Source organism: Caulobacter sp. BE264 (assembly GCF_031457805.1).
Lineage (GTDB): Bacteria > Pseudomonadota > Alphaproteobacteria > Caulobacterales > Caulobacteraceae > Caulobacter.
This window is the reverse complement of the sequence record NZ_JAVDXI010000001.1, coordinates 115,933-137,003: the sequence shown is the minus strand read 5'-3', so window position 1 is coordinate 137,003 and position 21,071 is coordinate 115,933. Positions and strand designations below refer to the sequence as shown.

The 21,071-nt window shown below is 66.5% G+C and carries 10 protein-coding genes; 3 read left to right on the top strand and 7 right to left on the bottom strand.

Annotated elements, in window-relative coordinates; translation table 11 throughout:
- Positions 1-58: 58 nt before the first annotated feature.
- The 3 genes from pcaF to J2X45_RS00575 are packed head-to-tail and all read left to right on the top strand — an operon-like array spanning position 59 to position 3,218.
- Entirely contained in the window at positions 59-1,258 is a 1,200-nt protein-coding gene (gene pcaF, locus J2X45_RS00585) for a 3-oxoadipyl-CoA thiolase (protein ID WP_310209842.1), read from the top strand.
- Positions 1,258-2,421, top strand: coding sequence for an acyl-CoA dehydrogenase family protein (locus J2X45_RS00580; protein ID WP_310209839.1), 1,164 nt, complete (start codon positions 1,258-1,260; stop codon positions 2,419-2,421). The genes pcaF and J2X45_RS00580 overlap by 1 nt, the downstream gene beginning before the upstream one ends.
- On the top strand, positions 2,421-3,218 hold the full coding sequence (locus J2X45_RS00575) for a hypothetical protein (RefSeq protein ID WP_310209835.1): 798 nt from the start codon (positions 2,421-2,423) through the stop codon (positions 3,216-3,218). Before J2X45_RS00580 ends, J2X45_RS00575 begins: the two co-directional genes overlap by 1 nt.
- Positions 3,219-3,223: 5 nt before the next feature.
- Here J2X45_RS00575 and J2X45_RS00570 read toward each other — a convergent pair whose 3' ends face one another.
- The 7 genes from J2X45_RS00570 to J2X45_RS00540 all read right to left on the bottom strand — a co-directional run bounded on the left by J2X45_RS00570 (position 3,224) and on the right by J2X45_RS00540 (position 20,930).
- Entirely contained in the window at positions 3,224-5,662 is a 2,439-nt protein-coding gene (locus tag J2X45_RS00570) for an FkbM family methyltransferase (RefSeq protein WP_310209831.1), read from the bottom strand.
- Positions 5,641-7,659, bottom strand: coding sequence for an N-acetylglucosamine transferase (locus J2X45_RS00565; RefSeq protein ID WP_310209828.1), 2,019 nt, complete (start codon positions 7,657-7,659; stop codon positions 5,641-5,643). The genes J2X45_RS00570 and J2X45_RS00565 overlap by 22 nt, the downstream gene beginning before the upstream one ends.
- Before the next feature lie 157 nt (positions 7,660-7,816).
- On the bottom strand, positions 7,817-15,256 hold the full coding sequence (locus J2X45_RS00560; RefSeq protein WP_310209825.1) for an ice nucleation protein: 7,440 nt from the start codon (positions 15,254-15,256) through the stop codon (positions 7,817-7,819).
- Positions 15,257-15,605: 349 nt separating this feature from the next.
- A complete protein-coding gene (locus tag J2X45_RS00555; RefSeq protein ID WP_310209822.1) occupies positions 15,606-17,909 on the bottom strand; it encodes a glycoside hydrolase family 3 N-terminal domain-containing protein in 2,304 nt (767 codons plus the stop codon).
- 71 nt (positions 17,910-17,980) lie between these two features.
- A complete protein-coding gene (locus J2X45_RS00550; protein ID WP_310209818.1) occupies positions 17,981-19,327 on the bottom strand; it encodes a dicarboxylate/amino acid:cation symporter in 1,347 nt (448 codons plus the stop codon).
- Between the two features lie 206 nt (positions 19,328-19,533).
- Entirely contained in the window at positions 19,534-20,889 is a 1,356-nt protein-coding gene (locus tag J2X45_RS00545; RefSeq protein WP_310209815.1) for a sugar MFS transporter, read from the bottom strand.
- Positions 20,886-20,930 (bottom strand): hypothetical protein, encoded by a 45-nt coding sequence (locus tag J2X45_RS00540; protein WP_024265671.1) that lies wholly within the window; start codon positions 20,928-20,930, stop codon positions 20,886-20,888. The genes J2X45_RS00545 and J2X45_RS00540 overlap by 4 nt, the downstream gene beginning before the upstream one ends.
- Positions 20,931-21,071: the final 141 nt, after the last annotated feature.

The window sequence follows — 21,071 nt, the reverse complement described above, 5'->3', positions numbered from 1 at the left end:
TGAGGCGCTGACCTCGCCCATCTAACAAGTGTTTGATCGCGACGATGGGAGAGCTCGCATGACGACCGCCTATATCTGTGACGGGATCCGCACCCCGATCGGTCGCTACGGTGGTTCGCTCTCCAAGGTGCGCGCCGACGACCTGGCCGCGATCCCGCTGAAGGCCTTGGCGGCGCGCAATCCGAGCCTGGACCTGGCCGCGATTGACGAGATCGTCATGGGCAGCGCCAATCAGGCAGGCGAGGACAACCGCAACGTCGCGCGCATGGCGCTGCTGCTGGCCGGCTACCCGGTTTCGGTGCCCGGCGTGACAGTGAACCGCCTCTGCGCCTCGGGCCTGGAGGCCGTGGGCCACGCCGCCCGCGCCATCGCCTCGGGCCACAATGACCTCGTTATCGCCGGCGGGGTCGAGAGCATGAGCCGCGCGCCGTTCGTGATGGGCAAGGCCGACAGCGCCTTTTCCCGCAACGCCGAGATCTTCGACACCACGATCGGCTGGAGGTTCATCAACCCCGCCATGCGCAAGCTGTACGGCGTCGACTCCATGCCCGAGACGGCCGAGAACGTCGCCGACGACTACGGCGTCAATCGCCAGGACCAGGACGCTTTCGCCCTGCGCAGCCAGGCGCGGGCGGCCGCCGCCCAGGCTAACGGCTTCCTGGCCGGCGAGATCACGCCGGTCGAGATCCCCGGCAAGGCGGGCCCGACCATCGTCGACCGCGACGAACACCCCCGCGAGACCACGCTGGAGGCCCTGGCCAAGCTGAAACCGATCGTGCGCGAGGGCGGCACGGTCACGGCGGGCAACGCCTCGGGCGTCAATGACGGCGCGGTCGCCCTGATCATCGCCTCCGAAGACGCGGTGAAGCGCCATGGCCTGACGCCCCGCGCCCGGATCACCGGCTACGCCACTGCCGGGGTCGAGCCGCGCGTCATGGGGATCGGACCTGTTCCGGCCGTCCGCAAGCTCTTGGCCAAGACGGGTCTCTCCATTGGCGACTTCGACGCCATCGAGCTGAACGAAGCCTTCGCCGCCCAGGGACTGGCCGTGCTGCGCCAGCTGGGCCTGCCTGACGACGGCGCCCATGTGAACGCCAACGGCGGCGCCATCGCGCTGGGCCATCCGCTGGGCGCGTCCGGCGCGCGACTCGTCCTCACCGGTCTCCGCCAACTGGAAGCGAGCGGCGGCAAACGGGGTCTGGCCACCCTCTGCATCGGCGTCGGACAGGGTGCGGCCCTGGCCTTCGAGCGCGTCTGATGTCGCTCGCCGACCCGGAACTGATCGAGGCCCTGCGCAACACGGTGCGGGCCCTGTGTCGCGACTTCCCCCCGCCCTATTGGCGCGGCCTGGATCGCGAGAAGGCCTATCCCACCGCCTTCGTCGAGGCGATGACCAAGGCCGGACTTCTGGGCGTTCTGATCCCGGAGGAATATGGCGGCGGCGGGCTTGGTCTGACGGCGGCGGCGGCGATCCTGGAAGAGGTCCACGCCAGCGGCGGCAACGCCGCAGCCCTGCACGCCCAGATGTACACGATGGGCACCGTCCTGCGGCATGGCTCGACGGCGCAGAAGGAAACCTGGCTACCGCGCATCGCCGACGGTTCGATCCGGCTGCAGGCCTTCGGCGTCACCGAGCCGACGGCCGGCACCGACACCACCTCGATCTCGACCTTTGCCCGCCGCGAGGGCGAGACCTATGTGATCAACGGCCAGAAGGTCTGGACCAGCCGGGCCGAGCACTCCGACCTGATGGTGCTGCTTGCCCGCACCACGCCCAAGGACCAGGTCGCCCGCAAGGCTGACGGCCTGTCGGTGTTCCTGGTCGATATGCGCGCCGCGCTCGGCAAGGGCCTGACGATCAAGCCGATCGCCACCATGCTGAACCACGCCACGACCGAGGTGTTCTTCGACAATCTGGTGATCCCCGCCGACAGCCTGATCGGCGAGGAAGGCAAGGGCTTCCGCTATATCCTCGACGGCATGAACGCCGAGCGGATCCTGATCGGAGCCGAATGCCTGGGCGACGCCGCCTGGCTGATCGGCAAGGCGCGGGACTACGCCAATAGCCGCGTCGTCTTCGGACGTCCGATCGGCCAGAACCAGGGCGTGCAGTTCCCGATCGCCCGCGCCTACGCCCAGACCCACGCCGCGCGCCTGACCATCTATGACGCGGCGGCCCGCTACGACGCGGGCCAGCCCTGCGGCGAGCAGGCCAATATCGGCAAGATGCTGGCTTCCGAGGCCTCGTGGGCGGCGGCCGACATGTGCCTGCAGACGCACGGCGGTTTCGGCTTCGCCGAGGAGTACGACATCGAGCGCAAGTTCCGTGAGACGCGCCTCTATCAGGTGGCCCCGATCTCGACGAACCTGATCCTGGCCTATGTCGCCGAGCATGTGCTCGGCCTGCCGCGCTCGTACTGATGTCGCCGCACGCGGGCTGGATCGGGCGGACCCGCAAGAGGACCGCCGTGCTGGAGGCCTCCGACCTCGCCAGGCTGGCCGCGCTGCTGGATCGCCCGCCGCCCGCCGTGGTTCCGCCGGCCTGGCACTGGGCCTGCCTGGCGCAGCCCGTATCGCGCGCCAATCTCGGCCCTGACGGCCACCCGCGTCGCGGCCTGTTCCTGCCGCCGATCGAAGCGCCGCGCCGGATGTTCGCCTCGGCCGACATGACCTTCTCCGGCGCGCTGTTGGCGGACCAGGAGACGGAGCTGGTTGAGACGGTCGCCAATATTGAAGAGAAGCCCGGCGCCAGCGCCCCCCTCACCTTCGTCACCGTCGATCGCGTGGTCTCACAGGCTGGCGAGATCCGCGTCCGGGAGCGACAGACCATCGTCTATACGAGCGCGCCACCGGCGCCGCGCGTGGCTGACAGCGAGCCTCCCGCGACAGCCGACTGGAGCCGGGACACCGCAACCGACCCGGTCCTGCTGTTCGCCTTTTCCGCTGCGACCTCGAACAGCCACCGCATCCACTACGACCTGGGCTATGCGACGCAGGTCGAGGGCTATCCAGACCTTGTCGTGCATGGTCCGCTAATCGCCCTTCTGCTGCTGGACGCCATGCCCCGCCAAGCGATCCGCCGTTTCTCGTTCCGTGCGCTCAAACCCGCCTTCGCTGGCGAGACGGTCACGGCGGAGGGGCGCCTGACAGACGACGGCGCGGACCTGTGGGCCCGGTGCGGCGACGCCACCCTGATGCGGGCCCACGTCGGGTTCTGAGCGCCCTACTCCTCCAGCGTCGACGTATCGAAGCCGTGATACAGCGACAGAAACCGGAATGGATGGCCGGGCACGTACTCGCTGAACATCACGTTGTTGATGTCGCTCAGAGTGTCGAAGGCGCCGATCTTGGCGTCCGGAACCTGCAGCGCCAGGTGATGGCGCGCCAGGTTCAGGGCGATCTGGTCGATCCAGCGGGTGACAGTCTCCCGCGACAGTCGATCATCCAGATAGGCCCGCAGCCAGCGCAGCATGATCGCCGTCGTCGCCGTCGGGCGCGCCAGGAGCAGGTTGGCCGTGATCCGCGAGCCCGCCTGGGTGTTGCGCTCGTTTTCGTTGATGACGAAGTCGGCGTCGCGCCACTGGTCCAGAAGGTCCCCGACGCCCCGCTGTAGCAAGAGGTCGATGTCGGAGACGAAGACGGGCCTTTGCAGCAAATCCAGCAACCCGCCCAGGCGCTGGAAACGCACCGACTGATAGTGCGCGACCGGGATCTCGATCAGCCCCTTGGGCGGCGCTTCATAGCACCGGGTGGTGACGGCCGAGGCGTCGAAGGCGTCGCCGGTGAAGACTAGGCGCGGATCGTTCACGCCGACCGTCGCGGCGGCGTCCGCAAGGCGTTCGGCCCCACCGATCACGTGGATCATCACCATGAACGGCACATCGCTGTGCTTGATGACCGACAAGGCCAGCCAGCGGCCGTAGAGTTCGACATAGCGCGCGTCGGCGGCGGCGAAGAACACGACCTGGGCGCCCAGGGCATCGGCGTGCGCCTTCAGCTCTTCGGCGTCGAGCGTGCGGCCATCGCCGGTCAAAAAGAGTTGCGGGCCATCGTCGACCGCTTCGGGCGTTGGCGCGTCCAGCTTGGCGCCGCTCAAGGCTTCCATCACCACCTGGTAGTGGATCACCCAGTCGCGCCACTCAGGCGTGGGCGGCTCCACCTGCAACGCCGCCGCCTCGTCGAGCAGCGTTTCGAACAGAGCCAGACGGTCGGCGGTGAGCGGCTCGCACAGGATCAGGCTGACGGCGTCATGATAGTATTTCATGCGCCCCAGGGGGTGCAGACCGGAGGTCGCATCGCGCGCGGCGGCCACCGCCCTGGCCAGCTCTGCAGCGACATCGAGCGGGGCCTCCGCCTCGGGGAGAACCGGCGCGTCCTCAGCGCTGACGCCCTCGAAGAAACGCCCAAGCAGGGCCCTCGCCGCTTCCTGACCCGGCAGGACGCCCTGCTCCGCCAGGATCTCGTAGCGCAGCCCACCCCGCCAGCCGACCTGCAGCTCGAAGCGTTCGGTCGCTTGCCGCCACTGCGCTTCGCCCGGAAAGGTCATGCGCTCGACCAGCGGCGTCTTGGGCGCCAGGACAAGAACGCCCTGGTTATTGTCCACGCCCCACCGATGGTGGGCGAAACCGCGATGCGCGCCCTCGATCTTCAGGACTTCCAGATAGCGCGACGGCGTCGTGATCCAGCCGGCTTCGGCGATCAGGGGCAGACGCTCCAGCAGGACCGACGGACGGGCCAGCGTCTGGAGCACATGCGGCGCGACGGCGTAGTCAAAGCGCCCTTCCCGCGCCACCTGGGCCAACAGGGCGCGGTACGTGTCCGGATCGGAGAGATCGCCGGCATACGCGCCCGCCGCTCCGCCGAGCGTGGCGTCACGCAGATCCTCGGGCCATCCGGGTGGGCCGCCGCCGATCAGCAGCACCCGGAAGGCCGGATCCTGCGCCTTGCGCGCGCGCAGATGAGCGACGAGCTCGCCCAGCGCATTGAGGCCCGTCAGCTGACCAAACTGCGAGGACCGCGCCGCCCGGCGCTTGAACAGGAAGTCCAGCTGCAGGAGGCCGCCGTCGCGCACGCCCCTTAAACGGTGGAAATCGGTGACGTCGGCCGGCACGAAGCCCATCGCCCCTAGCTGATCGAACACCAGCTCGGCCGGCGGCGCGCCCTCGTTGAAGTTGACCACCGAGATCTCAAGCAGAATGTAGTCGGCCTGGCGCAACACGGCCTCGCCGCCGCGCAGCACATCCAGCTCTGCGCCCTGGGTGTCGATCTTGACGAAGTCGAAGCGACGCCCCGCCAGCAGGTCGTCCAGCCGCGCCTTGGGCACCACGCGCCGGATCATGACGTCGTCACGAAAGAAGTCCGTGTTCTCGCGATACAGCGAGGTTCCGGTCGACTGTAGCCATTCCTTGGTCAGGAACAGTTCGGCCTCGCCGTTCTCGTTCGAGGCGGCGACCATGTGCCGTTCGAAAGGCATGGCCGCAAGATCGGGCTCGCAGAACGGATTGGGCTCGACCAGCGTCGGCGCGCAGTCGGGAAACACCTGCAGGAAGCCGCGGGTGAAGCTGCCGATGTGAGCGCCGATGTCGAGCATCGTACGCGGCGCATAGCCGTCCAGCTTCAGGGCCTGCAGCTGCTCGCGGTTCACCGGCCCTCGCCTTCCCACAGGCGCCCGTCGGGGGCCATGGCCTTGACGGCGTGGCGTCGCGCCAACTCGCGGCGATAGACGCCGTCGAGGTCCGGCTCGTTCTGCGCCTCGCGGTCATCACGGTCCAGCGAGAGCCCCACCTCCAGATAGGTCGCCAGATTGGCGAGGTTGGGCCTCGGCCTAAGGCCGGCCTGATGCTCGGCGATCATCTCGCCGTAAAGCGTCTCCAGCTTGTCAGCCAAAAGGTCCATGTCGAACAGGACGCAGGTGTCACGATTGGCCTCCAGCGTCGCGCGCAAGGCCTGAGCGTGAGCGCGGTCAGAGCCGATCTCGACGGCCTTTTCGACATAGGCCCCCGCGCTGTCTACGACCAGCTCAGGCAGGCCGGCGCTGCGCACCAGGCTGCCGCAGACCCGTGAAGCGAAAGAGCGGCCGGACCAGGTCAGCACGGGTACGGCCATCCAGAGGGCGTCGGACGCCGTCGTGTGGGCCCCGTAGGGCGTGGTGTCCAGGAACAGGTCGGCGAGCGGGTAGCGCGCCAGGTGGAGGGCGTTCGGCATCTTCGGAGCGAAGACCAGTCGCGTACGATCAACGCCTCTGACCTCTGCGGCGTCGCGCAGGCGGGCGTTGGTCTCCGGATTGCTGTCCAGCAGCCAAAGCACGCTGCCGGGCGTACGCTTGAGGATCTCCATCCAGCGGTCGAAGACGTGGGGGGTGATCTTCTGCGTGCCGTTGAAGCAGCAGAAGACGAAGCTGTCTTCGGGCAGGCCCGCCTCTGCGCGCGTGGGGGCCTCACTGGCCACGATGCGCCGACGATCATTGGGCTGGTAACAGGGAATCCGGCGAACGGCCTCGGAGTAGTACAGCTCCATCTCCGGCGGAATGATCCACGGATCGCCGATGATGTAGTGGTGATAGTCGCTGCCCATCGTGCCGGGATAGCCCAGCCAGTTGACCAGGATCGGCGCGGGCCGCCGCGCAAAGACAGCCGTGCGGGCGTCGCGGGTATGGCCATTCACATCGACCAGGATATCGATGCCGTCGTCGACGATGCGCTGGGCGGCCTCGTCGTCGCTCATCGGCCGGATGTCGATGAAATGCTCCGCCGCCGCCCGGATGCGGGTGTTGAGGCCGTCGCTCGACTCGGGTCCGCAGTAGTAGGCGAACACCTCGACCTTCGACTTGTCATGGACCTCGAAAAGCTCGGCCATCAGGTAGCCTACGGCGTGGTCTCGCAGGTCGGACGAGATATAGCCGATCCTGGGACGACGCCCCGTCAGGTCGATAGGCGCATCGCGACGGTCGTTTCGGATCTGCTCGGCGGAGGTCTTGGCTTCGCGCTCGATGAAGCGGTTGGCGGCCCCGAGCTGCAAGAGAGGGTCGTCTGAATAGGCGGCGACCGATAGCGGGTTGACGCCGGTCAGCAGGGTCGCGCGGCTCAAGCGCTCGGTCGGCTGGACGGCGGGCCATTTGCATTGCGCCAGACGGTTGGCGACCAGTTGGCCGATGACGTCCATGGCGTGCGGATCGATATCCGCAGCCCGTTGCAGGGCGAGCTCGGCCCGGGCGGGTTGATGCATCTCGCCGAGCAGGCGCGCGATCTGCTTGAGGCAGGTGAAGGCGTAGCCTGAGCCGACGCCATTGAGGATGATCGGCCTATTGGCGCCGGTCTCCCACGTCGCGATCGCCAGTTCATTGAGGCCCGCCCGCTCTTGCAGTCCCCCAAGGTTCACATAGGCGGGCATGAAGTCCGGGTTGATAGCGATGGCGCGCTCAAGCGAAGCCGCCGCGCCGGCGCTGTCCCCGAGCGACGCCTGAAGGACGGATCGATTGAACAGGGCGACGCAGAGTTGAGGATGCTCAGCGTTGAACTTGATCCAGATTTTGTAGGCCTGATCCGCGATGGCGGGCTGGCCTTGCGTACTCAGCTCGGTCGCAAGCGTGATGACATCGCCCAGCGCGCATCCGTCTGCGGTCAGTTTGGTGAGCATGTCCAAAGTGTCGACGTTGGCCATTGTCTTCCTGAAACCGAAGGGCGGCGGCGGCCAGGCGCAAGGAAACGCAGCGCGCGAGTCGGCCGAACGCGATCATGGCATGGGGGCTTAAACTCGACCATCGGCCGAGCGACGATCCGCCGCCAGCGCTAGGAGACGCTGGCGGCGGATATCAGGATCAGGTGACGGTCAGGTACGAAACGACCTGGGCGTCGCTCAGGCTTTGCACCTGAGTGGCGGTCAGGGCGTTGGCCTGAGTGCTGGTCATCGCTTCGATATTGGTGGTCGAGAGGTAGTCCAGCTGCGTCGTCGTCAGGCCGGTCAGCTGAGTCGTCTGCAGCTGCCCGATCTGGGTGGTGGTCAAGCTGTCGATCACCGTGGTTGTCAGAGCGCCAAGTTGCGTCGAGGTCAGCGCGCCGATCTGAGTGGCGTCGAAGTCCGCCACGTCCGTCGAGCTGAGACCCTTGAGCTGCGTGGCGGTGAGACCCTTGACCTGGGTCGTCGAGAGCGCGGCGGTCTGCGTGGCGTCCAGCGCGGAGAGGTTGGTCGCCGACAGAGCCCCGAGTTGCACCGTGCTGAGCGCGGCGATCTGGGTGTCGGCGAACTGACCGATGTCCGTCGTGGTCAGAGCCGCCAACTGGGTCGTACCGAGACCCTTAACTTGCGTACTCGTCAGCGCGCCGACCTGGGTGGCGTCCAGCGTCGAGAACGCCGTGACCGTCAGGGCGCCCAACTGCGAGCTGGTCAGGGCGGCGAGCTGTGTGGTGCTGAGCTGCTGCGCCTGGGTCGTGGCCAAGGCGCCGATATGCGAATTGGTCAACGCGCCAACCTGGGTTCCGGACAGCTCGCCGATATCCGTCGTCGAGAGACCCTTCACCTGGTCGACGCTGAGGCCCTTGACCTGCGTCACGGTCAAAGCCGCCATCTGGGTGGCGTCCAAGGCTGAAAGGTTGGTCGTGGACAGCGCCAGCAATTGGCTGGGGACCAAGGCCGCGATCTGGGTGTCGGCCAGCTCACCAATATCGGTGGTCGTCAGACCCTTGAGCTGATCAACGGTCAGGCCCTTGATCTGCGTCGTGGTCAAGGCGGCGACCTGAGTAGCGTCCAGCGCGGAAACATTGGTCGACGACAGCGCCGCGATCTGCGCGGCGGACAGGGCCGCGACCTGGGTATCGGCCAGCTCGCCGATATCGGTCGTGGTCAGGCCCTTCAACTGCGTCGCCGTCATGCCCTTGAGCTGCGTCGTGCTCAGAGCCGCGACTTGGGTGCCGTTCAGGGTCGAGAAGCCGGTGGCTGTCAGTGCGCCGAGTTGGGTCGAGCTCAACGCCCCCACCTGCGTGTCGGCCAGATCCGCAACGTTGGTGGTGGTCAGGCCAGCCAGTTGGCCAACGGTCAGCCCCTTGACCTGGGTCGTCGTGAGCGCGCCGACCTGAGTGGCGTCCAGCAGGCTGAAGTTGGTCGCCGAGATCGCGCCGATCTGCGTCGCCGAGAGGCCACCGATCTGGGTGGTCGACAGCTCCTGGATCTGGGTCGAGGCCAGCGCCGCGACCTGGGCGGCCGACAGAGCGCCGACCTGGGTGGCCGACAGCTCCTCGATGTCCGTCACCGATAGACCCTTGAGCTGCGTCGTCGACAGCGCCTGGATCTGGGTGTTGCTGAGCGCCGCGACCTGGGTGTCGGCCAAGGCCGAGATGTTGGTCGCCGACAGGCTCTTCAGCTGATCGGCGGTCAGGGCCGTGATCTGGGTGGTCGAGAACTCGCTGATATCGGTGGTGCTCAGGCCCTTCACCTGGGTCGCGGTCAGGCCCTTGATCTGCGTCGCGGACAGCGCCGCGACCTGGGTCGAGTTCAGAGCGGAGAAGCCCGTGTCCGTCAGAGCGCCAAGCTGGGTCGCGCTGAGGGCGCCCACCTGGGTGTCGGCCAGCTCGCCGATGTCGGTGGTCGTCAGCCCCTTAAGCTGCGTGGCGGTGAGACCCTTGATCTGCGTCGTCGTCAGCGCCGCCACCTGGGTGGCGTCCAGAGCCGAGAAGGCTGTGGCCGTCAAAGCGCCGAGTTGCGTCGCGCTCAACGCGCCCACCTGAGTGTCCGCAAGCTCGCCGACATCCGTGGTCGTCAGGGCGGTCAGCTGGCTGTTGGTCAGCCCCTTCACCTGCGTCGTCGTCAGAGCGCCGACCTGCGTCGCGTCCAAGGCTGAGAAGGCCTGGGTGGTCAGCGCGCCGACCTGCGTGGCGCTCAGTGCGCCCAGCTGGGTGGTCGACAGGGTCTGAGCCTGGGTCGTCGCGAGAGCTGCAAGTTGCGAAGTCTGCAGCGCCGCGACCTGGGTGTCGGCGAGGTCGCCCACATCCGTCGTGCTCAGGCCCTGGATCTGGGTGTTGGTCAGCCCCTTGATCTGCGTCGCCGTCAGGGCCGCCGACTGAGTGGCCGAAAGCGCGGAGATGTTGGTGGTCGACAGGTTCTTGATCTGGTCAGCCGTCAGGGCCGCCACCTGGGTGTCGGCCAGTTCGCCGATATCCGTGGTGGTCAGGTTCTTAAGCTGATCGGCCGTCAGGCCCTTGATCTGGGTGGTGCTAAGCGCCCCCACCTGGGTGGCGTCGAGCGCCGAGAACCCGGTCGTGGTCAGGGCCCCGATCTGCGACGCGCTGAGTGCGCTGAGCTGGGTCGTCGCCAGCTCACCGATGTCTGTGGTGGTTAGCCCCTTCAGCTGCGTCGCTGTCAGCCCCTTGACCTGCGTCTCGCTCAGCGCGCCTACCTGGGTGGCGTCGAGAGTTGAGAAGCCCGTCGCGGTCAGCGACCCAAGCTGCGTGGCGGACAGGGCGCCAACCTGGGTGTCGGCCAGCGCGCCCACGCTCGTCGTCGACAGGTTCTTCAGTTGATCCGCCGTCAGCCCCTTGATCTGGGTCGTGCTCAGCGCGCCGAGCTGCGTGGCGTCAAGCTGGTTCAGATTGGTCGTCGAGATCGCCGCGACCTGAGTGGCCGCCAGACCGCCGATCTGGGTGGTCGACAGCTCCTGAACCTGGGTCGTGGCCAGGGCGCCGATCTGCGCCGCCGAAAGCGCGCCGATCTGCGTTGCCGAGAGCTCTTCGATGTCCGTCACCGAGAGGCCCTTCAGCTGGGTCGCTGACAGCGCCTGGATCTGGGTGTTGGACAGAACCGCAATCTGCGTATCGGCCAGGGCCGATATGTTGGTCGCCGAAAGGTTCTTCAGCTGATCGGTCGTCAGCGCCTGGATCTGGGTGGTCGAGAACTCACCGATGTCAGTGGTCGTCAGCCCCTTGAGTTGATCGGCGCTCAGCCCCTTGATCTGTGTCGCGCTCAAGGCGGCCAGTTGCGTCGCGTCCAGCGCCGAGAAGCCGGTCGCCGTCAGGGCCCCAAGCTGGGTCGCCGTCAGGGCGGCCACCTGAGTGTCGGCCAACTGGCCGATATCTGTGGTGGTCAGGCCCTTGAGCTGGGTCGCGGTGAGGCCCTTGATCTGGGTGCTGGACAGCGCCGCCACCTGCGTGGCGTCCAGCGCCGAGAAGCCTGTGGCCGACAGCGCGCCCAGCTGGGTCGCAGTCAGGGCCGCCACCTGGGTGTCGGCCAGTTCACCGATGTCCGTCGTCGTCAGCGCGGTCAGTTGGCTGGTGGTGAGGCCCTTGAGTTGCGTCGCGTTCAGGGCGGAGACCTGAGTGGCGTCCCAGGCCGAGAACTTGGTCGGGCCGATGGCGCCGATCACCGTGGAGCTGAGGCCCGAGATCTGGGTGGTCGTCAGGTCCTCGACGTTCAGCGCCGTGATCTGCGCCGACGACAGCGCGGCGATCTGCGTATCGGCCAGGTCGCTGATGTCGGTGGTCGTCAAGCCGGCCAACTGGGTGTTCGTCAAGCCCTTCAGCTGGGTGACGGTCAGAGCGGCCGTCTGGGTCGCGTCCAGTGCGGACAGGTTGGTGGCCGACAGGTTCTTGATCTGATCGGCCGTCAAGGCGGCGATCTGGGTGTTGGCCAGTTCGGCGACGTCGGTCGTCGTCAGGCCCTTGATCTGGTCCGCCGTGAACCCCTTGATCTGGGTGACGTTCAGGGCGCCCACCTGCGTGGCGTCCAGCGCCGAGACGTTCGTCGTTGACAGAGCGCCGATCTGCGCCGCCGAAAGCGCGGCCACCTGAGTGCTCGACAGTTCGGCGACGTCGGTCGTCGTCAGCCCCTTGAGCTGCGTCGCCGTCACGCCCTTGATCTGCGTCTCGGTGAGCGCGGCCACCTGCGTGCCGTTCAGCGCCGAGAAATTGGTCGCGTTCAGCGCGCCCAGTTGGCTGGCCGAAAGCGCCGCCACCTGAGTGTCGGCCAGATTGGCCACGTTCGTGGTGTTGAGCGCGCCGAGTTGGCTGTTCGTCAGACCCTTGAGCTGCGTCGAGGTCAGAGCGCCGAACTGGGTGGCGTCCAGCAGGCTGAAGTTTGTGGGCGTGATCGCGCCGATCTGGGTCGAGGACAGGCCACCGATCTGGGTGGTGGACAGCTCCTGCACCTGGGTCGAGGCCAGGGCCGTGATCTGCGCCGCCGACAACGCGCCGACCTGTGTGGCCGAAAGCTCGTCAATGTCAGTCGTTGTCAGACCCTTGAGCTGGGTCGTCGAAAGCGCCTGGACTTGGGTGCTGCTCAGCGCCGAGATCTGGGTCTGGCTCAGGGCCGAGACGTTCGTCGCCGACAGATTTTTGATCTGATCGGCCGAAAGCGCGGCGATCTGGGTGTCGGCCAGTTCGCCGATGTCGGTGGTCGTCAGGCCCTTGATCTGGTCTGCGGTGAGCCCCTTCACCTGGGTCGTCGACAGGGCCGCGACCTGGGTTGCGTTCAAGGCCGAGAAGCCGGTCGCGGTCAGCGCGCCAAGCTGGGTGGCGCTGAGGGCGGCGACTTGCGTGTCGGCCAGATCACCAACGTCCGTGGTGGAAAGGCCCTTCAGTTGCGTGGCGGTCAGGCCCTTGACCTGGGTCGTGGTGAGGGCGGCGGTCTGGGTGGCGTCGAGGGCCGAGAAGTTCGTCGCCGACAGCGCGGCGATCTGGGTCGAAGCCAGGGCCGCCAGCTGAGTCGTCGCCAGTTCGCCGATGTCGGTCGTGGTCAGGCCGCCCAGTTGAGCTGTGCTCAGCCCCTTGACCTGGGTCTCGGTCAGCACGCCCACCTGGGTGGCGTCCAGCGCCGAGAAGTTCGTCGCCGACAGCGAACCCAGCTGGGCCGCGCTCAGCGCGCCGACCTGGGTGGTCGACAGGCTCTTCACGTTGGTCAGGCTAAGCGCCGTGATCTGCGCGGTGGCCAGGGCGGCGATCTGGGTGTCGGCCAGCTCACCGATATCCGTCGTGGTCAGCCCCTGCAGTTGGGTCGTCGTCAGACCCTTGATCTGCGTGGCGTTCAGCGCTGCAACCTGCGTCTGGCTGAGCGCCGAGACATTGGTGGCCGACAGGTTCTTGATCTGATCGGCGGTCAAGGCGGCGATCTGCGTGTCAGCGAGCTCGCCTATATCCGTCGTCGTCAGCCCCTTGAGCTGATCGGCCGTAAGACCCTTGATTTGCGTGGTGGTCAGCGCGGCCGTCTGCGTCGCATCCAGCGCCGACAGGTTCGTAGCCGTCAGGGCCCCCAGTTGCGCGGTCGACAGCGACGCCAGCTGAGTAGTCGCCAATTCCCCGATATCGGTGGTGGTCAGGCCCTTAAGCTGGGTGGCGGTAAGGCCCTTGACCTGGGTCTCGCTCAGCGCGGTGACCTGCGTACTGTTCAGGGTCGAGAAGCCCGTCGCCGTCAGAGCGCCAAGCTGGGTCGACGACAACGCCGCGACCTGGGTGTCGGCCAGGTTGCTGACGTTCGTGGTCGTCAGGCCCGACATCTGGGCGTTCGTCAGCCCCTTGATCTGAGTGCTGGTCAGCGCGCCAAGCTGGGTGGCGTCAAGCAAGCTCAGGTTCGTCGGGGTCAGCGCGCCGACCTGTGCGGACGACAGTCCGCCAATCTGCGTCGTCGACAGCTCTTGAACCTGCGTCGAGGCCAGAGCGCCGATCTGCGCCGTCGTCAGAGCGCCGACCTGAGTGGCGGACAACTCTTCGATGTCGGTGACCGACAGGCCCTTAAGCTGGGTCGTGGTGAGGCCCGCGACCTGCGTGTTGGTCAGGGCCGACACTTGCGTCTGGCTCAGCGCCGAAACGTTCGTCGCCGAGAGATTCTTCAGTTGGTCCGCGGAGAGCGCCGCCACCTGCGTATCGGCGAGTTCGCCCACATCGGTGGTCGACAGACCCTTCAACTGGTCAGCCGTCAGCCCCTTGATCTGGGTCACCGACAACGCGGCCGCCTGGGTGGCGTCCAGTGCCGAGATGTTGGTGGCGGTCACGCCCGCCAACTGGCTGGTGGCGAGAGCGCCGATCTGAGTGTCGGCCAGCTCGCCGATATCCGTCGTCGTCAGCCCTTTGAGCTGCGTCGTTGTCAGACCCTTGACCTGGGTGGTCGACAGCGCGGCAACCTGCGTGGCGTCCAGCGCCGAGAAGGCGGTCGCGGAAATCGCACCCAGCTGGGTCGCTGACAGCGCCGCGATCTGCGTATCCGCGAGCTCACCGACATCGGTCGTCGTCAGTGCGGCCAATTGCGCGACCGTCAGCCCTTTGACCTGCGTCTCGGTGAGAGACCCAACCTGCGTGGCGTTCAGCGCCGAGAAATTCGTAGCGCTCAGCGCGGCGACCTGGGTCGAGGCCAGGACGGCCAGCTGCGTCGTTGAGAGCTGCTGAGTCTGGGTGGTCGCCAGCGCGCCGATCTGCGCCGTGCTGAGCGCGCCCACCTGGGTGTCGGCCAACTCGCCGATGTCAGTGGTCGTCAGCCCCTTGATCTGGTCGATCGTGACGCCCTTGACCTGAGTCACGGACAGCGCGCCCACCTGCGTGGCGCTGAGCGCCGAGAAGTTCGTCGCCGACAGCGCGCCGACTTGCGCCGCGGACAGCGCGGCCACCTGGGTCGTCGCCAGCTCGCCGATATCGGTGGTGGTGAGCCCCTTGAGCTGGGTCGTCGACAGCGCCGCGACCTGGCTGGTGCTGAGCGCGCCGACCTGCGTCGCGTCGAGCGCCGACAGGTTGGTGACGCTGAGCGCGGCGACGCGGTCGGCCGAAAGCGCCGCAACCTGGGTTCCAGCAAGCTCGGCGATATCTGTGGTGGTCAGGCCCTTGATCTGGCTGGCCGTCAGCCCTTTGACCTGGGTCTCATTGAGCTCGCCGACCTGGGTGGCGTCCAGGCCTGAGAAGTTGGTCGCCGACAGCGCGCCGAGCTGCGTCGCGCTCAGAACAGCGATGTGGGAGGTGTCGAGCGCCGCCAGCTGGGTGGAGGTCAGCGCGGAAACCTGCTGGGTGGAAAGCTGCGTCAGTTGGGTGACGTCGAAGACCACCGAAGTTGCAAACTTCGGGATCTGGGTGGCCGTCAGCGCCTTGACCTGGGTGGTCGAAAGAGCGGCGACCTGGGTGTCGGCGAGCGCGCCGATGCCGGTCGCGCTGATCGCGGCGATCTGTGTGCCGTTGAGGGACTGTATGTCCGTGGTCGTCAGACCCTGGATCGCGGTGACCGAAAGGGCCGAGATCTGCGCGGCGGAAAGACTCGAGATCGCCATTCGTCCATCCTTGCTGGTGGACGCCCCCAACGCGCGTCCGAGCAATGTTTAGACGCCCCGATACGCAAGCGCCCCCATGCGGCCACAGTCGGCCACATGTTGGTAACCATATTTCCTTTCCAACACCTTTCAACGAGACACGCGGCCGCAGATCGACTTTGCCGCTTTACGCAACCAGAAGAACTCATCGCGCCGCGGCCCGAATGCGGAAAAACCCTTTCAGGTCAAAGCGTCGCGCTCTGTTTGAGTTGAGGGCGCTGCAGTACCTGCAGACCGCTCGATCTCTTACTAGGGGACTAACATTCGCCGTGAAATCACCCCATCCAAGCACGATCGAGGGGTCTCAGCGGTTGTTTGGTTAAGACACCCGATTCGGTGATCAGCGCCGATCGAGGGGCAAGAGCTCGAACCCGCCCATAAGCCCATCGACGCAGGAATTGGCGATCCAGACGTCAAACATTCCGGGTTCGACGACCCAATAATCGTTGTCGCCGACGAACATCAGGTTTTCCCGCTTGAGCTCGAACCGGACCTCATGCTCGGCGCCGGGCGGCAACGCGACCCGCTGAAAGCCCTTCAGTTCGCGCACCGGACGCGTACGGCTGGCCAACCGATCGCGAATGTAGAGCTGCACCACATGCTCGCCGTGGATCTGGCCCGTGTTGCGAACCGTGGCGCTGACACGCAGCGTCTCGTCCCACCCCAGCCTCGCGGTGCTGAGCCTGAGATCGGATAGCGCAAAGCTCGCATAGCCCAGCCCGAAGCCGAACGGATAGAGGGCGTCGTTGCGGATCGACCGCCAGCGCGCCTTGTACTCCTGCGCATTCGGATCAGCGGGCGCGGGGCGGCCGGTCGTGCGGCTGTTGTAGAAGAACGGCTGTTGGCCGCTATCCAGCGGAAAGCTGACCGGCAGGCGACCGGACGGATTCACCGTTCCAAACAGAACGTCAGCCACCGCGTGGCCCATCTCGCTGCCCAGGAACCATGTGGCCACGATAGCCGGTGCGTCTCTGACGACACCTTCCAACGCGATGGCGCGACCGTGTCGCAGCAGCACCACCACGGGCTTGCCGGTGGCTGCGATCGCTTCGGCCAGCCGCTGCTGCACTGGCGGGATGCGGATGTCGGTGCGGGACTTCGCCTCGCCCGTCATGTCCTGGCTTTCGCCCACGGCCAGCAGGACGATGTCGGCGGCCTGCGCCGCAGCGACGGCGCGCTCAAAGCCGCCGGCGATGGTCGTTTCGACCTCGCAGCCGCGCTCCACGATCAGGCTGGCCGGATCCGCCATCTGGGCGCGCAGTCCCGTGGCGAGGTCGATGTTCAGGCTGCGATCGGCGAAAAAGCCGCCCCACGCGCCCAGAACATTGTCACGATCGTCAGCGAACGGACCGATGAGGGCGAGACGCTTGCCGCTTTTAGGCAAGGGCAGCAGGCCCTGTTCGTTCTTCAGCAACACGATCGACCGCGCCCCGGACTCGCGGCTCAGCGCGCGCATCGCAGCAGTGGCGGTATGCTTCCGCTCGGCTTCAGGGTTCAGCGACCGGTACGGATTGTCAAAGAGGCCGATCGCCTCCTTCAGCGCCAGAACGCGCCGGACCGCCTGGTCGACGGCCTCGACGGGCACCGCGCCCGATGAGACGAGCTCGGGCAGATAGCGGATGTAGAGACCGCTCTGCATGCTGATGTCGATGCCCGCCAGAATGGCCAGCCGGGCGGCGTCTCGATCGTCGGCCGCATAGCCGTGCGCCACCAGCTCCTGGTCGGCGGTGTAGTCGGAGATGACGACCCCCTTGAAGCCCCACTCCCCGCGCAGAATATCCGTAAGCAGGCGACGGTTGGCGGTGGCCGGGATTCCGTTGATGTCGTTGAAGGCCGACATGGTGGTCATGGCCCCGGCGGCGAAAGACGCCCGGAACGGCGGAAGATGCGTCTCGCGCAGCGTCGCCTCGGACATCTCCACCGAGTTGTATTCGAGGCCCGCCATGACTGCGCCGTAGCCGGCAAAGTGCTTGGGCGTCGCCAGCATGCTGTCGTCGGCCTTCAGGTCGCCCCCCTGGAAGCCGCGCACGCGGGCGGCGGCCATGACCTCGCCCAGATAGACATCCTCGCCCGCGCCCTCGGCCACGCGGCCCCAGCGCTGGTCACGCGCGATGTCGACCATCGGCGCAAAGGTCCAGTGCAGGCCCGAGGCCGAGGCTTCAATCGCTGCGGCGCGAGCGGTGCGCTCGGCCAGATGCGGATCGAAGCTGGCCGCCTCGGCCAGGGGGATCGGATAGACCGTCCGGAAGCCGTGAATGACGTCCGCAGCGAACAGCAGCGGGATCTTCAGACGTGAGCCCTCGACCGCCGCCTTCTGGGTCTCGAGCGCGGCCTGGGCCCCGACCCCGTTCATCAGCGTTCCGATCCGCCCCGCCTTAATCTCCGCTGTCAGTGTCTGGGCGTTGCGGATGTTGACCAGCGGGTTGATGTCGCCGATCGGCGGACGGATCATGTCGGCGAAGCACGAAAGCTGGCCGGCCTTCTCCTCGAGCGTCATTTGAGCCAGCAGGGCCTCGACGCGTCCCGAGGCGCGGGCGAAGGCCGGGGGCGCCGTCACGGCCAGCCCCGCCAGCGCGACTGCGCCTGACAGGAATCCGCGTCGGCTCGGCCCCACGGGGCCGCCGGTCTTCGCCTTCAAAACCATGGAATCCCCCGGGGACGCTTCACGAGGCGGGCAAACTCGCCGTTAAAGCATCGCCGCGCAACCGCGCTCGCCTATTCGGCCGCGTGGAGCACGCCGTCGGGCGAGGAACCCGGGGCGTTGTAAGCCTCCAGGTCCAGAATGCCCTCACGCTTGGCGACAAGAGTCGGGACCAACGCCTGACCAGCGACATTCACCGCTGTGCGCCCCATGTCGAGGATGGGATCGATCGCCAGCAGGAGGCCCGCGCCTTCCAGGGGCAGTCCCAGGGTGGACAGAGTCAGGGTCAGCATCACCGTCGCGCCCGTGAGACCCGCCGTCGCCGCCGAGCCGATCACCGACACGAAGACGATCAGGACGTAGTCCGACCAGGCCAGATGCACGCCGAAGAACTGGGCGACGAAGATCGCGGCGATGGCCGGATAGATGGCCGCGCAACCATCCATCTTGGTGGTCGCGCCCAGCGGAACGGCGAAGGCGGCATAGGCGCGGGGCACGCCCAGGCGCGTTTCGGTCACGGTCTCGGTCACCGGCAGCGTGCCAATGGACGAGCGCGAGACAAAGCCCAATTGAATGGCCGGCCAGGCGCCCTGGAAGAATCGGATCGGGTTCAGGCCGTTCAACGCCAGCAGGCTCGGATAGACCACCAGCAGCACGAGACCGAGGCCGGCATAGATGGCGACCGTGAAGGCGCCCAACTGCCCCAGGGTGGTCCAGCCGTACTGGGCGACGGCATTGCCGAACAGGCCGACCGTGCCGATCGGCGTCAGGCGGATCACCCACCAAAGCACCTTGCGGACAATCGCCAAGGCCGAGGCGTTGAACTTCAGAAAAGCCTCCCCCGCCTCGCCGACCTTCAAGGCCGCGACGCCCGTGACCAGCGAAATGACCACGATCTGCAGAACATTGAATGACAGCGACGTGCTAGCCGCGCCCGCGTCGGAAATCTTGGTGGAGGCCGCCAGGCCCAGGATGTTGACCGGCACAAGACCCGTCAGAAAGTCCAGCCATGAGCCATGCGTCTTGGGCGCCTTGGCGGCGGCGGCGTCGAGACTGGCGTGCAGGCCCGGCTGCAGGATGAGACCAAGCGCGATCCCGATCAGCACCGCGATCAGGGCCGTGACCGCGAACCAGAACAGTGTCCGCCAAACCAGCCGGGCGGCGTTCTGCATCTGGGCGATGTTGGCGATGCTGGCGACAATGGCGGTGAAAACCAGCGGTGGGACCAGGACACGCAGCAACTGGACGAAAATCTGGCCCACCTGTCGAAGCGTCTCGGCAAGCGCGTAGCCGCCCTGCCCTTCGGCCGGTCCAAGGTGCCGGGCCAGAAGCCCGAGGCCGAGACCCGCGACCATGGCGATCAGAACCTGGGCCCCGAACCCGCTGATGAAGCGGCTGCTCTTAGTGTTCGTGGCGGCCATGACGTTCCTCGACAATCGTATCGTCGGGCAATGTCGTGTTGCGCAATCGGATTTACGAGCGAGGTTTTTCGAAGGGCGACCCCAGGAAAACTGAAGCGCCTAAAAACGTGGCGATCCTCTACGTGGCGCTCACGCCCTCGCCCCAAAAAGAACCCCGGGAGGACGAACCTCCCGGGGGCGCTTGCAGGGCAGTTTCAGGCGAAGGGTTAGTGGCCGCCGGCCACGCCCTCCTGGATCTCGTGGGTCGGAGCCTTCTTGGCGACCAGGGCGAACCACAGAACATAGACGTAGCAGACCAGCGGGGCGGCGAAGCCCATGGCCATTGAGCCCGTCAGTTCCTCGATCTTGGCGAAGGCCAGCGGCAGGAAGGCGCCGCCGACGATGGCCATGCACAGCAGGCCCGAGGTCGCCGAGGTCGGCGCCGAAGAACGCTGCAGGGTCAGAGTGAAGATCGTCGGGAACATGATCGAGTTGAACAGGCCGACCAGCAGGGCCGCGAAGGCCGGGATCAGGCCCGTCGTCACCGGCGCCGAGGCCAGCAGCAGGTTCACCGTGCCGGCGTGCGCGCTGGGCGTCATGTCCTTGGTCAGGATGACGACCACGCAGAGCGCGATCGCGCCCACGGCCACGATGGCCAGCATGGTGTAGTCCTTGATCGTCTTCAGCAGGGCAGAACCCGCAAATCGGCCGATCATGGCAAAGACCATGTAGAAGGTCGTCAGCTTGCCGGCCTGCTCGGACGAGATGTCGAGAATGTGCGCCTGCTCAAGGAACAGCAGCAGGTGCAGCGAGATCGCCACTTCAGCGCCGACATAAAGGAAGATGCCGATCGCGCCGAGGTTCGCCCACTTGGACGTCAGGGCGGTGAACGGATTGACCAGCTGGCCGGTCTTGGGCGCGGCGTCGGTGATCTTCTGGCGGACCATGAAGATCAGCAGGATGAACAGCGCCAGCCCCAGACCGATGGCGAGGTAGACGTTGCTGACAAAGCCCAGCGCCTGCTCACGCATGGCGTCGGTGATCACCACATCCTTCTCGAAGATCTCGCCCTTGAGCAGGAAGTTCGCGCCGAACCACAGGCCGCAGGCCGCGCCCAGAGAGTTGAAGGCCTGCGAAAGGTTCAGGCGGAACGAGGACTCCTCGGGCTTGCCCATCGAGGCGATCAGCGGATTGGCGGCGACCTGCAGCAGGGTCACGCCCGAGGCCATCACGAAGAGACCCACCAGGAAGACGCCGAAGATGTGAAGCTTGGCGGCGGCGATAGCGATGAAACAGCCGGCGACAATGCCGCCCAGGCCCACCATCACCGAGCGGGCGTAGCCCAGCTTGGAGAGAAACGCCGCCGACGGCAGCGACATAATCCCGTAGGCGATGAAGAAGGCGAAACCGGTCAGGCTGGCCTCCACCGGCGTCAGGGTGAAGACCGTCTTCATGGTCTTCAGCAGCGGGTCGAGCAGGTTCGTGACCAGCGCCCAGATAAAGAACAGGCACGTCACGTAGACGACGGCGAGTTTAACGCCCCCGCCCTTGGTCGTGGTCTTGGCGATCGCGGCGTCGGTCATTGGCCGACACCTCCGAGGTTGAACGTCAGGAACGCAATCACTGCACCACTCCCTAGTGACGATATGTCAGATCCGTCTTCGCGCGGATGTCGCATTCACCGGAAACGTGACAACGTTGTCAACCATATGCGTGGATTTTCTGGTGTTTTAAGCCTCGCCCAAGGAACTTCAGCGCGCCTTCC

What these genes read in the sequence shown, in the direction of transcription:
- J2X45_RS00580 (WP_310209839.1), top strand. Translation starts at nt 1,258, where the DNA reads ATGTCGCTCGCCGACCCGGAACTGATCGAGGCCCTGCGCAACACGGTG.
- J2X45_RS00545 (WP_310209815.1), bottom strand. Translation starts at nt 20,889, where the DNA reads ATGACCGACGCCGCGATCGCCAAGACCACGACCAAGGGCGGGGGCGTT.
- J2X45_RS00575 (WP_310209835.1), top strand. Translation starts at nt 2,421, where the DNA reads ATGTCGCCGCACGCGGGCTGGATCGGGCGGACCCGCAAGAGGACCGCC.
- J2X45_RS00555 (WP_310209822.1), bottom strand. Translation starts at nt 17,909, where the DNA reads ATGGTTTTGAAGGCGAAGACCGGCGGCCCCGTGGGGCCGAGCCGACGC.
- J2X45_RS00565 (WP_310209828.1), bottom strand. Translation starts at nt 7,659, where the DNA reads ATGGCCAACGTCGACACTTTGGACATGCTCACCAAACTGACCGCAGAC.
- J2X45_RS00550 (WP_310209818.1), bottom strand. Translation starts at nt 19,327, where the DNA reads ATGGCCGCCACGAACACTAAGAGCAGCCGCTTCATCAGCGGGTTCGGG.
- pcaF (WP_310209842.1), top strand. Translation starts at nt 59, where the DNA reads ATGACGACCGCCTATATCTGTGACGGGATCCGCACCCCGATCGGTCGC.